This is a genomic window from Acrocarpospora sp. B8E8, from assembly GCF_039871605.1.
In the GTDB taxonomy this organism is placed as follows: Bacteria; Actinomycetota; Actinomycetes; order Streptosporangiales; family Streptosporangiaceae; genus Acrocarpospora; species Acrocarpospora macrocephala.
This window is the reverse complement of sequence record NZ_JBDPLV010000060.1, coordinates 36,841-49,839: the sequence shown is the minus strand read 5'-3', so window position 1 is coordinate 49,839 and position 12,999 is coordinate 36,841. Positions and strand designations below refer to the sequence as shown.

Genomic DNA, 12,999 nt, shown 5'->3' with positions numbered 1-12,999 from the left:
CGCTAGGAGAATGGCCCAGTCTTAACAAGTTTGCGCGCCTCGACCGGATCAGTCGGGCCAGTGCCGTACGACGGGCAGAGCGCGGTCAGCGGGCAGGCGCCACAGGCGGGCTTGCGCGCGTTACAGATCCGCCGGCCATGCCAGATGATCCGATGCGAGAACATCGTCCACTGAGCCTTGGGGATGAGCGTGCCGACCTCGTGTTCGATCTTGACGGGATCGGTCTCGTCAAGCCAGCCGAACCGCCGGGTGAGCCGCTGGAAGTGGGTGTCAACGGTCAACCCGGGCACGCCGAACGCGTTGCCGAGCACCACATTGGCCGTCTTGCGCCCGACACCGGGCAGGGTGACCAGATCCTTCAGCTTCCCGGGCACATCCCCGCCATAACGATCACAGAGCGCCTGGGCCATACCCATGATGCTGTTGGTCTTGGCCCGGAAGAACCCGGTGGATTTGATGATCTGTTCGAGCTCCTCACGATCCGCCGAGGCATAGTCAGCCGCAGTCCGATACTTCGCAAAAAGTATCGGAGTAACCATATTTACCCTTTTGTCCGTACACTGCGCCGAGAGGATGGTTGCGACCAGCAGCTCCAGCGGGTTACCGAAGTCGAGTTCGCAGTGGGCGTCAGGATAGGTTTCCGCCAAGATGCGGTTGATCCGCCGGGCGCGGCGTACGAGGGCTAGCCGGGACTCCTTCTGGGGCACCCCGTAAGCCTACGCGGATGCCGTAGGTCACAATGGCTACCACGGAGTTCCCAGGAACCTCCGAAACCCGACGAGTGCGACCATGGCAAGGGAGGCACCGTGAGCACCGAAGACGTTCTGAGCAGGGCGCCCCTTTTCGCCGCGCTCGACCGGGAGAGCGCAGCGGCCCTGCGAACGAGTATCGCCGAGATGACCCTCACCAAGGGCCAGACGCTGTTCAGCGAGAACGAGACCGGCTCCACGCTCTACGTGGTGCTCGAAGGCAAGATCAAGCTGGCCAGGACCGCGCCGGACGGCCGGGAGAACCTGCTCAGCGTGCTCGGCCCGAGCGAGATGTTCGGCGAACTGTCCCTGTTCGACCCCCGGCCCCGTACGGCTTCCGCCATCGCGCTCACCGACGTCAAGCTGGCCGGGCTCGGCCACGACGACCTGCGGCCGTGGCTGACCGGCCGCCCGGAGGTGGCGCTGCACCTGCTGCGCGCCCTGGCCCAGCGGCTGCGCCGGACCAACGACGTGCTGGCCGACCTGGTCTTCACCGACGTGCCCGGGCGGGTGGCGAAGGCGCTGCTGGACCTGGCCGACCGGTTCGGGCAGAAGGTCGACGACGGCGTGCGCGTCCATCACGATCTCACTCAGGAGGAGCTGGCCCAGCTGGTGGGCGCCTCCCGGGAGACCGTCAACAAGGCGCTGGCCGACTTCGCGGGGCGCGGCTGGCTGCGGATCGAGGCCAAGGCCGTCGTGATCATGGACATCGAGCGGCTGTACAACCGGTCGCGTTAGAGGTTTTTGAGGTAGTTGAGCTGGGCCGCCACGGACATCTCCGCGGCGGGCCAGAGGCTGCGGTCCACGTCCACGTAGACCATCTCGACGATCTCCGGCACGTCTTTCGCGCCCGCGCGGATGGCCTCGCGGATCTGGTCGAGGCGTTTGCGGCGGTGCTCAAGGTATTCGTCCAGCTTTCCGATCGGGTCGGGGAGCATGGGGCCGTGGCCGGGCAGCAGGGTCCTGGCTTCGGCGAGTTCGGCCATCGCGCGAAGTTTGTCCAGGCTGCGGAGGTAGTCGGCGAGGTCGCCGTCGTGGGCGATCACGGTGGTGCCACGGCCGAGGATGGTGTCCCCGGTGAGCAGCGCGGCGTCGGCGGGCAGCCAGAAGCAGAGGGAATCGGCTGAATGGCCTGGTGTTCCGATCACCCGGAGTTCGAGATCTCCGGCCGTGACCACGTCGCCGTCGTCCAGGCCTTCCGAGCCGAGGCGATGTTGCGGGTCGAGCGCCCGGACCGGTGCGCTCACCATCGCGGCGAACATCGCGGCTCCGCCGCTGTGGTCGACATGTCCGTGAGTGAGCAGGATCGTCGCCACCCGGCGCTCGCCGAGCAACTCCACGATTCTCCGCAGATGACGCTCATCGTCCGGCCCTGGATCGACGATCAGCACCGTCTCGCCCTGGCCGATCATCCAGGTGTTCGTGCCGTCCAAGGTCATCGGGGACGCGTTAGGAGCCAGCACGTTGGTCGCGCTCGCCGTACCGGACCCGTCGATCGGCAGGAACAACCCGCTCATCTAGCCACTTCCAGCCGCATCTCGCCGTCGACCTCCACCACCTGGGGCATGATCGTGACAATCTCCCGATCATTCGCGAACACGCCTGCAATCGTGTCAAACCCCGCCATCTCGGTCAGCGTATGAAATGTCGGCATCATCACCGAAATTTCGTGAGATTTCGCGAGATCTAGGGCTTGCTGGGGCCGCATCCACGCCACCGAATCCGCTTCCCCGCCGACGTCCCTGGTCCGCTGGCCGTACGGCAACGCCGCCACGAAGAACCGCGTGTCATACCGCCGGTATTCGATCTCAGGCGTGATCCAATGCCCCCACGGTTTGAGCAGATCCGACCGCAGAACCAGCCCTTTGTCATCCAGGAAATCCACGAATGACAGCGAGCGATCGATCAACGCTTCCCGTTCGGCGTCCCAGCCCGTGGTGTCGGCCACGATCGTGTCCTCGGTCGGCCCGGCCAGCAGCACCCCGGACTCCTCGAAGGTCTCCCGCACCGCCGCGCACACCAACCCGCGCGCCGTCCCCTCCTCGGCCCGCAGCAACTCGCCCCATTCCGCCGGAGACGGCCCCGCCCAAGCCACGGCACGATCCGCGTCCCGGGGATCGACGGACCCGCCAGGAAACACGTACGCGCCCGCCGCGAAGGCCATCGTGGCCTTGCGGCGGAGCAGGTACACCTCCAGTGGATCGTCCCGGAGCACGATCACCGTCGCCGCGTCCCTGGCGGCCACCGGAGTGATCCGACCGGCGAGGATATCCCTGACGCGCGCCCTGAACTCCTCCGGCAGCGGAATCCCCATCGGCCCTCCCCAGAACATCGCTCGGTTCAGCAGTCTCGCGGATGCCGTACGACAGATCAACGCACTTCGGCGACGACCTCCAGCTCCACGGGCGCGTTCCGGGGCAGCACCGCGACCCCGACGGCGCTGCGGGCATGCCGCCCGGCCTCGCCCAGGACCTCGCCGAACAGCGTGCTCGCGCCGTCGACCACGACCGGCTGGTTGGTGTATTCCGGCGTGCTGGCGACGAACGCCAGCACCTTCACGATCCGCACGATGTGCGACAGATCACCCGCGACCGAGATGATCGCCGCCATCGCGTTGAGCGCGCAGATCCGGGCCAGATCGATCCCCTGCTCGTCGGAGACCTCCGCCCCGAGCTTGCCGGTGACGATCAGCTTCCCGTCCACGATCGGCAGTTGCCCGGAGGTGTACACATAGTTCCCGGTCCGCACTGCGGGCACGTACGCGGCCAGCGGCGTCACCACTTCCGGCAACACCAGCCCCAGCCGGGCCAGCCGCTGCTCGGGCGTCATGCCTTCGCCCGCTTCATGTACGCGACGAGTTGCTCGGGGTTGGGCCCGGGAATCACGGCCACCAACTCCCAGCCGTCCTCGCCCCAGTTGTCCAGAATCTGCTTAGTCGCGTGCGTCAGCAGCGGCACGGTCACGTACTCCCACTTGGTCATGCGGCCAAGGCTATCGAGGCTCGCACGCCTGTGACTCCCAGCACATGGGTTCCCTGCGGCGAATCAGAAAGTGACCGTTGGGTAGCCTTTCGGGTGTGAGTTCTCGTGACACCGACTGGGATGGGGTTCGCCTCCACGTCGTCACCGGAAAAGGTGGCACGGGGAAGACCACCGTCGCCGCCGCGCTGGCCCTGGCGCTCGCCGCCGGCGGCCGGAAGGTGCTCCTGGTCGAGGTGGAGGGCCGCCAGGGTATCGCTCAGGTGTTCGACCTGCCGCCCTTGCCGTACGAGGAACGGAAGATCGCCGTCGCCCCCGGCGGCGGCGACGTGTTCGCGCTGGCCATCGACCCGGAAGAGGCCATGCTCGACTATCTCGACATGTTCTACGGGCTCAAACGGATGGGCAAGACGCTCACCAGGATGGGCGTGGTCGACTTCGCCACCACCATCGCGCCCGGCATGCGCGACGTCCTGGTCACCGGGAAGACCAGCGAGGCGGTCCGGCGCAAGAACAAGGCGGGGCACCGGGTGTACGACGCCGTCGTCATGGACGCGCCACCGACCGGGCGGATCGCCCGGTTTCTCAATGTCACCCAGGAGGTCGCCGGGCTGGCCCGGGTCGGCCCGGTGAAGGCGCACGCCGACATGGTCCGCGGCGTCATGGCCTCGCCCGAGACCGCGGTGCACTTCGTGACGCTGCTGGAGGAGATGCCCGTCCAGGAGACCGTGGACGGCATGGCCGAACTGCGGGCCGTCAAGCTGCCGGTCGGCGGCATCTTCGTGAACATGGTGCGGAGCATCGATCCGGCGCTGAGCGAGCCGGTCGACCACTCCGAGCTCGCGCTGGGGCTCAAGGCCGCCGGGCTGACCGACGGCAAGGACGCCACCGCCATCGCCGAGGCGCTGGCGGCGGAAGTGGCCGAGCATGCCAGCCGTACCAGCCTGGAACTGCGCGAGCAGGAGGAACTCGCCAAGACCGGAGCACGCAGGTATGACCTGCCGTTCCTGGCCGACGGCGCCGACCTGGCCGGGCTGTATGAACTCGCCGAAGCGATCAGAAACCAAGGCGCCGCATGACGAGCGGAAAGAGAGCCGTGAAAGCCCCCCAACTGGACCTGGACGCCATCCTGGACGATCAGAACACCCGGATCGTGGTGTGCTGCGGCTCCGGCGGTGTCGGCAAGACCACCACGGCCGCCGCGCTCGGCCTGCGTGCCGCAGAACGCGGCCGCCACGTGGTCGTGCTCACCGTCGACCCGGCCCGGCGGCTGGCCCAGTCGATGGGCCTGACCTCGCTCGACAACACCCCGCGCCGGATCACCGAGATCGACGGCGACGGCCAGCTGCACGCCATGATGCTCGACATGAAGCGCACCTTCGACGAGATCATCGAGGCGCACGCCGACCCGGAGCGGGCCAAGCAGATCCTGACGAACCCCTTCTACCAGTCGCTGTCGTCCAGCTTCTCCGGCACCCAGGAGTACATGGCGATGGAGAAACTGGGGCAACTGCGCCGCTCCGGCGACTGGGATCTGATCATCGTCGACACCCCGCCGTCCCGGTCCGCGCTGGACTTCCTGGACGCGCCGGAACGCCTCGGCCGGTTCCTGGACGGGCGGCTCATCCGCATCCTGATCGCCCCCGCCAAAGCCGGCGGCCGGAGCGCGTTCAAACTGATCAACGCCGGGTTCGGCCTGGTCGCCGGGGCGCTCACCAAGGTGCTCGGCGCGCAGGTGCTGACCGACATCCAGACGTTCGTGTCCGCCCTGGACGCGCTGTTCGGCGGTTTCCGGCAGCGCGCGGAACAGACCTATCGGCTGCTCCAGGCGCCCGGCACGGCATTCGTCGTCGTCGCCACGCCGGAACGGGACGCGATCCGTGAGGCCTCGTACTTCGTGGAGCGGCTCGCCGAGGAGCGGATGCCCCTGGCCGGCCTGGTGGTCAACCGGGTGCACCGCTCCCCGGCTCCGGCCCTGTCCGCGGCCCGCAGCACGGCCGCCGCAGAGGACCTGGAGTCACGTGGTGAGCACGAGCTGACCGCCGCCGTGCTTCGCCTGCACGCCGGGCGGATGCAGCTCGCCGCCCGCGAGCACCGGGAACAGGAACACTTCACCTCGGCCCACCCCACCGTGCCGATATCCCAGGTGCCCGCGATGTCAGAGGATGTTCACGATCTGGCTGGTCTGCGCCAGATCGGGGAACTCCTCGCCGCTGGGTGAGAGCGCCTCAGCCTGCGATCAGCTCGTTGGTGCGCTCGTACTCTTCCTTGGCCAACTCCAGCAGGTCGCGCCAGGAGTCGACGTCCGGACGGCGCCGCAGGAGCGCGCGCCGTTCCCGCTCGGTCATTCCGCCCCATACCCCGAACTCGATGCGATTGTCCAGCGCATCGGCGAGGCATTCGGTACGGACAGGGCACCCTCGACAGATCAGCTTCGCCCGGTTCTGTGCGGCGCCCTGAACGAACAGGGCGTCAGGATCCGCACCTCGACAGGCGGCACGGGAGGTCCAATCCGTGATCCACATTTCGACCCCACTCCCCTTAGGTGGTCAGTCGTGACTTCTGGGGCCGACGGGCGCGGTCGCCGAGCCTCCTTATTCAGTTGCCGCAGAGGAGAACGTACGCAACCAGGCTGTCGGAGTGACAGACCCGGTGGGACCAAATTTACGACCTGGGGATGTCCGGGAATGACTAGTCATTCCCGCCGGGGGTAATGCCAGGTGGTGGTTTTGGTACCGATTGACTCCCTGATTCGACGTACCCTTGGCTTTGTGCAAGCTCAAGGCAAAGCTCAGACATCGGGAGCGCGCCCGCGCCGGGTCGGCACCCAGATCGCGAACGTCGTGCGACTGCTGGCCGCCGCCTGCGCCGGAGGCGTGCTCGTCGCCGCTGTAGCGTTGCCCGCCGTCGGCGGAGCGGGCTACTCCGCCAAATCCGGCGTCGAGGCCCTCCAGATCGAGGCGAAGGAGCTCAACGAGCCCCCGCTCCCGGAGAAGACGGTCCTGCTGGACTCCTCCGGCAAGCAGATCGCCCAGTTCTACTTCCAGAACCGCGAGTCCGTGCCGCTGACCAAGATCGCGCCGGTCATGCAGCAGGCGATCATCGCGATCGAGGACTTCCGCTTCAAGCAACACGGCGCCCTCGACGTCGAAGGCACCTTCCGGGCGTTCACCCGCAACCTCTTCGGCGGCGGCGTCGTCCAGGGCGGCTCCTCGATCACCCAGCAGTACGTCAAGCTGGTCATCTTCAACTCGGCCGAGACCAAGGAAGAACAGGCCAAGGCCATCGAGACGTCGTACGCGCGCAAGCTCAACGAGATCCGCTACGCGATGGCGATCGAGAACAAGTACACCAAGGACGAGATCCTCAACCGGTATCTCAACATCTCCTACTTCGGCGCCAGCGCGTACGGCATCGAGGCCGCCTCCAAGCGTTTCTTCGGCAAGCACGCCTCCGAACTCGACCTGGCCGAGGCGGCGACGCTCGCCGGAGCCGTGCAGAGCCCCAGCGCCACCGACCCCGACCGGGGCAAGGAGTACCGCGCCGCCCTGCTGGCCCGGCGCAACGTGGTGCTCGACCGGATGGCGCAGCTGAAGGCCATCACCGCGGCGCAGGCCACCGAGGCGAAGGCCGAGAAGCTCGGCTACCTCGGCAAGAAGATCCCCGGCGGCTGCGAGATGAGCGAGTTCCCGTACTTCTGCCTCTACGTGCAGCAGGAGATCCTCACCAACAAGGACTTCGGCAAGACCGAGGAAGCCCGCCGCAACTTCCTCCAGCGCGGTGGACTGACCATCCGCACCACGCTCAACCGGGACATGCAGAAGGCCGCCGACAAGGCCATCAAGAACTGGGTGTACACCTCCGACAAGCAGGTCGCCGCCCAGGCCCTGGTCGAGCCCGGCACCGGCGCGATCCGCGCGCTCGCCGCCAGCCGCAAGTTCGGCGACGACAAGAAGAAGAACGAGATCAGCTACAACCTGCCGGCCGACGGGGTGCACGGCGGCGGCAGCGGCTTCCAGGCGGGCTCGACCTTCAAGGCGTTCACCCTGGTCACCGCCCTGGATGAGGGCCTCAAACTGAACGACGGGTTCAACACCGGGTCGGCCTACGCGGTTCCCGACAACGCGCACACGCCGTTCCGCGACTGCAAGGGCAACCGCTCGGGCGAGACCCACGAGGTGCGCAACTCCAGCGAGGGCAGCGGCGGCTTCCGGACCCTGACGACCGGGACCTGGGGTTCGGTGAACACGTTCTTCATGAAGCTGGAGGAGCACGTCGGGCTCTGCAAGGTCGTGAAGATGGCGCAGAAGCTCGGCATCCAGCGGGCGGACGGGACCAAGCTCCGCGAGGTGCCCACGTTCACGCTCGGGGTCAACGAGATGGATCCGGTGACCGTCGCCGGGGCGTACGCGACGATCGCCGCCCGGGGCAAGCGCTGCGCGCCCATGGTCATCACTGAGATTGTGGATCGGAACGGCAAGGCCACGCCGTACGAGCCGGATTGCGAGCAGGTGCTCGACGAGAAGGTCGCCGACGCGGCCAGCCACATCCTCTCCGGCGTCTTCACCCAGGGCACCATGAGCGGCGTCGGCGGCATCGGCCGCGACGCGGCCGGCAAGACCGGCACCACCGACGGCTACACCGCCGCCTGGTTCGCCGGCTACACCCCCGACCTGGCCTCGGCCGTCAGCATCGGCGACCCCCGCGGCGCCTTCCGCTACGACCTCACCGGCGTGACCATCGGCGGGCGTTACTACCCCTACGTGTACGGCTCCTCGATCGCGGGCGAGATCTGGAAAGACACCATGCTCGGCGCCCTCAAGAAGGTCGAGCCGACCTCGTTCGTCAACGTCGACATGTCGGAGTTCGGCGGCTGTTCGCCCAGCTTCTGCGCCCCCAAGCCCAAGCCCAAGCCTGACGGCGAGGAGGAGGGCGGCGACGGCCGCGGCGGTCCCGGCGGTGGAAACGACGACGGCGGCGGAGACGGTGGCGGAGACGGTGGCGGCGACATCGTCGTCCCCGTGAACCCCTGACACCAGAAGGGGTCCTCCTACGCAGGAGGACCCCTTCTGACAGGTGCTCGACGGCTTCCACCTAGGAGGACCCTCGGCGGTAGGTGACCTGCCCAGGGGAGTTCGAGCAGGGTCGCGGACGGCAGCTCGGCGATCAGGTGGCGGTGAAGCAGGGCAGGTCGTGGCCGCCGATGATCACCAGCGCAAGGCTCTCAGGCTTGAAGCCGACTCAACCGGCGAGGCGGGAGCGAACAGCCGCGGCCACCCGACCACCCTCGGCGCGACCCGCGACCTTCGGGTTCACCACCTTCATGACCTGACCCATCGCCTGCGGCCCCGACGCCCCGCTCTCCGCGATCGCCTCATCGACCAGCCGGTTGAGCTCCTCGTCCGACAGCTGAGCGGGCAGATACTCCTCCAGAATCGCCTGCTCATCCAGCTCGGCCTGCGCCTGCGCGGCCCGCCCGGCCCCGGCGAACGCCTCCGACGCCTCCCGCCGCTTCTTGGCCTCCTTGCCGAGCACCTTGATGATCTCGTCGTCGGAGAGCTCGCGAGCGGTCTTCCCCGCCACCTCCTCGACGTTGATCGCGGCCAGCGCCATCCGGACCGTCCGCAGCCGGACTTCGTCCCGAGCCTTCATCGAGGCCGCGAGATCGGCCTTCAGCTTGTCTTTCAACGCACTCATGGCTCTATCTTGCCGTGTCGCACGGCCGCACCCACGGGTTCGGGCATGATTGGGGGGTGCGGAAAGCTGTCGCGGTACCCCTGTCCCTGCTCGGCCTCGGCGTCGCCGGGCTCGGGTATGCCACTGTCGTCGAGCGCAACTGGTTTCGCCTGCGACGCTTCGACGTGCCCGTGCTCCCCGCCGGCGTCCGCCCGATCAGGATCCTGCAGATCTCCGACCTGCACCTGACCCCCCGCCGCACCCGCCTGATCAACTGGGTCCGCTCGCTCGCCTCCCTCGACCCCGATCTGATCGTCAACACCGGCGACACCCTCGCCCACCCCGACGCCATCCCCGCGTACATGCACGCCGTCGAGCCCTTCCTGGACCGCCCCGGCCTGTTCGTGTACGGCTCGAACGACATGTACTCCCCCCATTTCAAGAACCCCGCCCGCTACCTTTGGCGCACATCCAAGGCGGACACCCGCCGAGCCCTCCCCAACCTCCCCTGGCAGGAACTCGGCACCGCGATGACCTCGGCCGGCTGGCTGGACATGAACAACTCCACCGCCCGCCTGAAAGTCGCCCACCTCGACATCCACGTCGGCGGCATCAACGACTCCCACATCGACTTGGACCGTTACGACCAGATCGCCGCCCCCGCCCCGGCCGACGCCGACCTCCGCCTCGGCGTCATGCACTCCCCCGAACCCCGCAACATGACCAGATTCGCCACCGACGGCTACCAACTCCTCCTGGCCGGCCACACCCACGGCGGCCAACTCTGCATCCCCTTCTACGGCGCCCTGGTCACCAACTGCGGCATCGACCGCGCCCGCGTCCGCGGCCTCTCCCACCACAACTCCGCCTACCTCCACGTCTCCGCCGGCCTAGGCACCTCCCCCACCGCCCCCGCCCGCTTCGCCTGCCCCCCCGAAGCCACCCTCCTCACCCTGGTCCCCGCCCGACCCGCCCGTTAAGGGTGAAGCGAGCATCCCCAAAGTCCGCTAGACTTGCCGAGGCGCAGGGCACTCAAAGGCCCTCGCACCGGGGTGTAGCGCAGCTTGGCAGCGCGCTTCGTTCGGGACGAAGAGGCCGTGGGTTCAAATCCCGCCACCCCGACCCAGGAGTACCAGCTACTAGAAGGTCACTTCCGATCTGAGGAAGTGGCCTTCTTGTTCTTCAGAGTGTCTAACTGCGTGACTGTGCGCCCTTGCTGCCAGCCCGTTTCCAAACCTTCACGGCAGCGAAGATGGCTAAGCCGAGAGCTACCAGGCCACTAATCCCCGACCAGCCGATGTGTTGTCGCAGGTTACCCGAGTTGGCCAGCCACGTAGCCTGGTGTTGTCGGCTCATTTCGATTTCCAGCGCTACGGCCTGCTCCAGATGCTGCCGGACCGAACCATAGCGGGCCAACCGAAGTTCCACCTCCTGCATGTTGTTGAGAATTATCTGATCACGCGGCCCGCAGTCGTCACCGATCTCCCGGCGGACCCGGAGCACCTCCCCATCCACTGATCGCTAGCTCGTGCTCTATCTCTGGACGACAAGCACCCCGAAAGGTCGTAAACTGCTGGACGTGATTAGGGCTGTGGTATTCGACGTCGGTGAGTGCCTGGTAGACGAGACACGAGAGTACGGTACCTGGGCCGATTGGCTGAACGTGCCACGTCACACCTTCTCTGCAGTATTCGGCGCAGTGATTGCGCAAGGCCGTGACTACAGAGAGACGTTTCAAGTTTTTCGCCCTGGCTTCGACTTGGCCGAAGAGCGGGAAAAGCGTGCGGCAGCAGGGCGAGCGGAATGGTTCGGGGAAGATGACCTCTACCCCGATGTTCGCCCTACGCTCAGCCGTCTAAGAGCGGATGGACTTTGGGTTGGTATTGCTGGCAATCAGACGATACGGGCAGGGAAGATCTTGCGGGCGCTGAATCTCCCCGCCGATATGATTGCCACATCAGATGATTGGGGTGTATCCAAGCCAGATGTGGAGTTCTTTTCTCAGGTGGCCAAGAATACGCCCTGCGCTGCTCAGGAGATCCTCTACGTAGGGGATCGGCTGGATAACGACATTCAACCTGCCGCAAGGATGGGCCTGCAAACAGCATTGATCCGGCGAGGGCCATGGGGAGTCATCCAGCGGGATGATCCCGACTCGAACGAGGTACCGACGGTTCGCATAGACACTCTTTCCGAGCTCCCCGACCGCATAATTCAACTCAATGCTGTAGCGCGTTGATCGTCGTCCGCCACTCATAGAGGCGGTCGTCAAGTCGTTGGACACATTCAAGATCATTCCATTGCTGTAGTGCCCTGCGCGCATTGCGTATGCGGTCCATACCCGCCGCGTACCAGGTCACAGATAGAAGATCGAGCGCTTCTTGAGCGCGTTGGCACGCCGCTTCAGGGCTGTGATCGGCCGCTTCTACCGCAGCCAGATCCCCGAGAACCACGGTGCGCTGCTTCACATCCACGACAGGGAGTTCCTCCAGCACTCCTTCCAAGGTCTGGCGCGCCTGGGGCAGGTGGCCCGCCCGTAGTTGTGTGTTCCCCTTGAAGGCGTTGAGCCGTATGGCGGAGAACCAGTCGAACCAGGCAGGCGAATGCTGATTTTCGCTTGTTAGAAGATCTGCTGCACGCCCTATGACGGTAAGTGCCTGTTGCGCGCGACCGCATCGTGTTTCACATTCCGCCTCTACCGCGTACAGCCATGCCAGGAAGTCAGCAGAAGCGTTGCCTCGACGTGCGTAGGTGCGGGCGGCCCTGATTCTTTCCAGCGCATCTTCAAGTTGACCCGCCCACCCTGGAATGAATGCGGCATGAGCTAGAATGGCCGCGCCTAGAAGTGCGTCATCAGCCTCTCCAGCCGCCTGCAAGGCGCTAATTAGGGTGACGTCCGACTCTGCTGGTTGCTGTAGGTCGAAAAATTCGATGCGCGCGGCCATGAGGAGTGATTCCGCTAGCGCTGTCGCAAGCAATAGGCGGGCTGGTCCTACCGTTTCCGCCAAGAGTTGCGCGCCTAGACGCGTGTGTTCGGCTACGGCGGCGTGTAGCTGGCTGGGCTGAACACTCCAATAAAGACGTCGATAAGCCCTTGTGATGCTCCCATAATCGTCACCGATGGTGGCCGGCTGGACTGGCGATCCAGCGGTCGGCAGCGAAATCGGCAGACCCGAACCTCCACCGTGAGCGATTTGAGAAATGGGAGGAACACCCTGATCTGAGGACTGGGAGTCCGCCCAAGGTGGAGTGAAACCAAGCTGCTCAATCGGAAGTCTGAGTACGTGGACCAAAAGACGCTGCTTATCCACGTGGGGCCAGGGTGGATCTGGCGATTCCCATCGGCGGACCTGGCGGGCGCTAACCTCCACATGCGGGAGACCCAACGCTGGAGCCGCGCGCGTGAGGGCGTCGGCCAACGCCTGCTGAGATCCGTAGCCAGCGTGCATACGAGCCGCCTTGAGATGCGAGTTACCCGCCGAACGACGCATCAGGTGTCCCTCCTGCCCTAGTCACACGGCCACCTTACCCCCTGATTGGCCGCCTTAGGGACTTGTCTCGGCGATCACTCTCCTCTAACGGCCTATCTAGGGCCG

14 protein-coding genes and 1 tRNA gene are annotated in these 12,999 nt (G+C 66.1%); 7 read left to right on the top strand and 8 right to left on the bottom strand.

Annotation, left to right across the window (positions count from 1 at the left end):
- Nucleotides 1-2 precede the first annotated feature (2 nt).
- Complete coding sequence (gene nth, locus ABGB08_RS40645) at nucleotides 3-707, bottom strand: endonuclease III (RefSeq protein ID WP_347601860.1); 705 nt, start codon at nucleotides 705-707, stop codon at nucleotides 3-5.
- A 99-nt stretch (nucleotides 708-806) separates the two neighbouring features.
- On the opposite strand from nth, the gene ABGB08_RS40640 reads away from it, so the two are divergent.
- The gene (locus ABGB08_RS40640) at nucleotides 807-1,487 is read left to right on the top strand and encodes a Crp/Fnr family transcriptional regulator (RefSeq protein WP_155349285.1); all 681 of its coding nucleotides are present in this window, start codon (nucleotides 807-809) and stop codon (nucleotides 1,485-1,487) included.
- On the opposite strand, the gene ABGB08_RS40635 is transcribed toward ABGB08_RS40640, so the two are convergent.
- Genes ABGB08_RS40635 through ABGB08_RS40620 form a run of 4 tightly spaced genes read right to left on the bottom strand, consistent with a single transcriptional unit; the run spans nucleotide 1,484 to nucleotide 3,730 of the window.
- Nucleotides 1,484-2,266 (bottom strand): MBL fold metallo-hydrolase, encoded by a 783-nt coding sequence (locus ABGB08_RS40635; RefSeq protein ID WP_347601858.1) that lies wholly within the window; start codon nucleotides 2,264-2,266, stop codon nucleotides 1,484-1,486. The two genes, ABGB08_RS40640 and ABGB08_RS40635, sit on opposite strands and share 4 nt — an antisense overlap.
- Nucleotides 2,263-3,063 carry an NUDIX hydrolase gene (locus tag ABGB08_RS40630; RefSeq protein ID WP_347601856.1) on the bottom strand — a complete coding sequence of 267 codons (801 nt, stop codon included), beginning with the start codon at nucleotides 3,061-3,063 and terminating at the stop codon, nucleotides 2,263-2,265. The genes ABGB08_RS40635 and ABGB08_RS40630 overlap by 4 nt, the downstream gene beginning before the upstream one ends.
- A 56-nt stretch (nucleotides 3,064-3,119) precedes the next feature.
- Nucleotides 3,120-3,578 (bottom strand): RidA family protein, encoded by a 459-nt coding sequence (locus ABGB08_RS40625; RefSeq protein WP_347601854.1) that lies wholly within the window; start codon nucleotides 3,576-3,578, stop codon nucleotides 3,120-3,122.
- Nucleotides 3,575-3,730, bottom strand: coding sequence for a DUF4177 domain-containing protein (locus ABGB08_RS40620; protein ID WP_155340753.1), 156 nt, complete (start codon nucleotides 3,728-3,730; stop codon nucleotides 3,575-3,577). Before ABGB08_RS40620 ends, ABGB08_RS40625 begins: the two co-directional genes overlap by 4 nt.
- 95 nt (nucleotides 3,731-3,825) lie before the next feature.
- On the opposite strand from ABGB08_RS40620, the gene ABGB08_RS40615 reads away from it, so the two are divergent.
- Nucleotides 3,826-4,806: an ArsA-related P-loop ATPase gene (locus ABGB08_RS40615; protein ID WP_347601852.1), complete on the top strand. Its 981-nt coding sequence runs from the start codon at nucleotides 3,826-3,828 to the stop codon at nucleotides 4,804-4,806.
- Nucleotides 4,803-5,948 (top strand): ArsA family ATPase, encoded by a 1,146-nt coding sequence (locus ABGB08_RS40610; RefSeq protein ID WP_155353904.1) that lies wholly within the window; start codon nucleotides 4,803-4,805, stop codon nucleotides 5,946-5,948. Before ABGB08_RS40615 ends, ABGB08_RS40610 begins: the two co-directional genes overlap by 4 nt.
- Nucleotides 5,949-5,955: 7 nt before the next feature.
- On the opposite strand, the gene ABGB08_RS40605 is transcribed toward ABGB08_RS40610, so the two are convergent.
- Nucleotides 5,956-6,252: a WhiB family transcriptional regulator gene (locus ABGB08_RS40605; protein ID WP_061296783.1), complete on the bottom strand. Its 297-nt coding sequence runs from the start codon at nucleotides 6,250-6,252 to the stop codon at nucleotides 5,956-5,958.
- Between the two features lie 246 nt (nucleotides 6,253-6,498).
- Between ABGB08_RS40605 and ABGB08_RS40600 the strand changes: the two genes are divergently transcribed.
- On the top strand, nucleotides 6,499-8,760 hold the full coding sequence (locus ABGB08_RS40600) for a transglycosylase domain-containing protein (RefSeq protein ID WP_347601850.1): 2,262 nt from the start codon (nucleotides 6,499-6,501) through the stop codon (nucleotides 8,758-8,760).
- A gap of 208 nt (nucleotides 8,761-8,968) precedes the next feature.
- On the opposite strand, the gene ABGB08_RS40595 is transcribed toward ABGB08_RS40600, so the two are convergent.
- Nucleotides 8,969-9,424 carry a GatB/YqeY domain-containing protein gene (locus tag ABGB08_RS40595; protein ID WP_155349292.1) on the bottom strand — a complete coding sequence of 152 codons (456 nt, stop codon included), beginning with the start codon at nucleotides 9,422-9,424 and terminating at the stop codon, nucleotides 8,969-8,971.
- Nucleotides 9,425-9,480: 56 nt separating this feature from the next.
- On the opposite strand from ABGB08_RS40595, the gene ABGB08_RS40590 reads away from it, so the two are divergent.
- From ABGB08_RS40590 to ABGB08_RS40580, 3 genes are all read left to right on the top strand, one after another.
- The gene (locus ABGB08_RS40590; protein ID WP_347601849.1) at nucleotides 9,481-10,383 is read left to right on the top strand and encodes a metallophosphoesterase; all 903 of its coding nucleotides are present in this window, start codon (nucleotides 9,481-9,483) and stop codon (nucleotides 10,381-10,383) included.
- Between the two features lie 68 nt (nucleotides 10,384-10,451).
- A tRNA-Pro gene (locus tag ABGB08_RS40585) sits at nucleotides 10,452-10,525 on the top strand.
- 406 nt (nucleotides 10,526-10,931) lie between these two features.
- Nucleotides 10,932-11,642, top strand: coding sequence for an HAD family hydrolase (locus tag ABGB08_RS40580; protein WP_347601847.1), 711 nt, complete (start codon nucleotides 10,932-10,934; stop codon nucleotides 11,640-11,642).
- Here ABGB08_RS40580 and ABGB08_RS40575 read toward each other — a convergent pair.
- Entirely contained in the window at nucleotides 11,623-12,348 is a 726-nt protein-coding gene (locus tag ABGB08_RS40575) for a transcriptional regulator (protein ID WP_347601846.1), read from the bottom strand. The two genes, ABGB08_RS40580 and ABGB08_RS40575, sit on opposite strands and share 20 nt — an antisense overlap.
- Between the last annotated feature and the right edge of the window lie 651 nt (nucleotides 12,349-12,999).

What these genes read in the sequence shown, in the direction of transcription:
- ABGB08_RS40635 (WP_347601858.1), bottom strand. Translation starts at nt 2,266, where the DNA reads ATGAGCGGGTTGTTCCTGCCGATCGACGGGTCCGGTACGGCGAGCGCG.
- ABGB08_RS40630 (WP_347601856.1), bottom strand. Translation starts at nt 3,063, where the DNA reads ATGGGGATTCCGCTGCCGGAGGAGTTCAGGGCGCGCGTCAGGGATATC.
- ABGB08_RS40625 (WP_347601854.1), bottom strand. Translation starts at nt 3,578, where the DNA reads ATGACGCCCGAGCAGCGGCTGGCCCGGCTGGGGCTGGTGTTGCCGGAA.
- ABGB08_RS40620 (WP_155340753.1), bottom strand. Translation starts at nt 3,730, where the DNA reads ATGACCAAGTGGGAGTACGTGACCGTGCCGCTGCTGACGCACGCGACT.
- ABGB08_RS40610 (WP_155353904.1), top strand. Translation starts at nt 4,803, where the DNA reads ATGACGAGCGGAAAGAGAGCCGTGAAAGCCCCCCAACTGGACCTGGAC.
- ABGB08_RS40605 (WP_061296783.1), bottom strand. Translation starts at nt 6,252, where the DNA reads ATGTGGATCACGGATTGGACCTCCCGTGCCGCCTGTCGAGGTGCGGAT.
- ABGB08_RS40595 (WP_155349292.1), bottom strand. Translation starts at nt 9,424, where the DNA reads ATGAGTGCGTTGAAAGACAAGCTGAAGGCCGATCTCGCGGCCTCGATG.
- ABGB08_RS40575 (WP_347601846.1), bottom strand. Translation starts at nt 12,348, where the DNA reads ATGGCCGCGCGCATCGAATTTTTCGACCTACAGCAACCAGCAGAGTCG.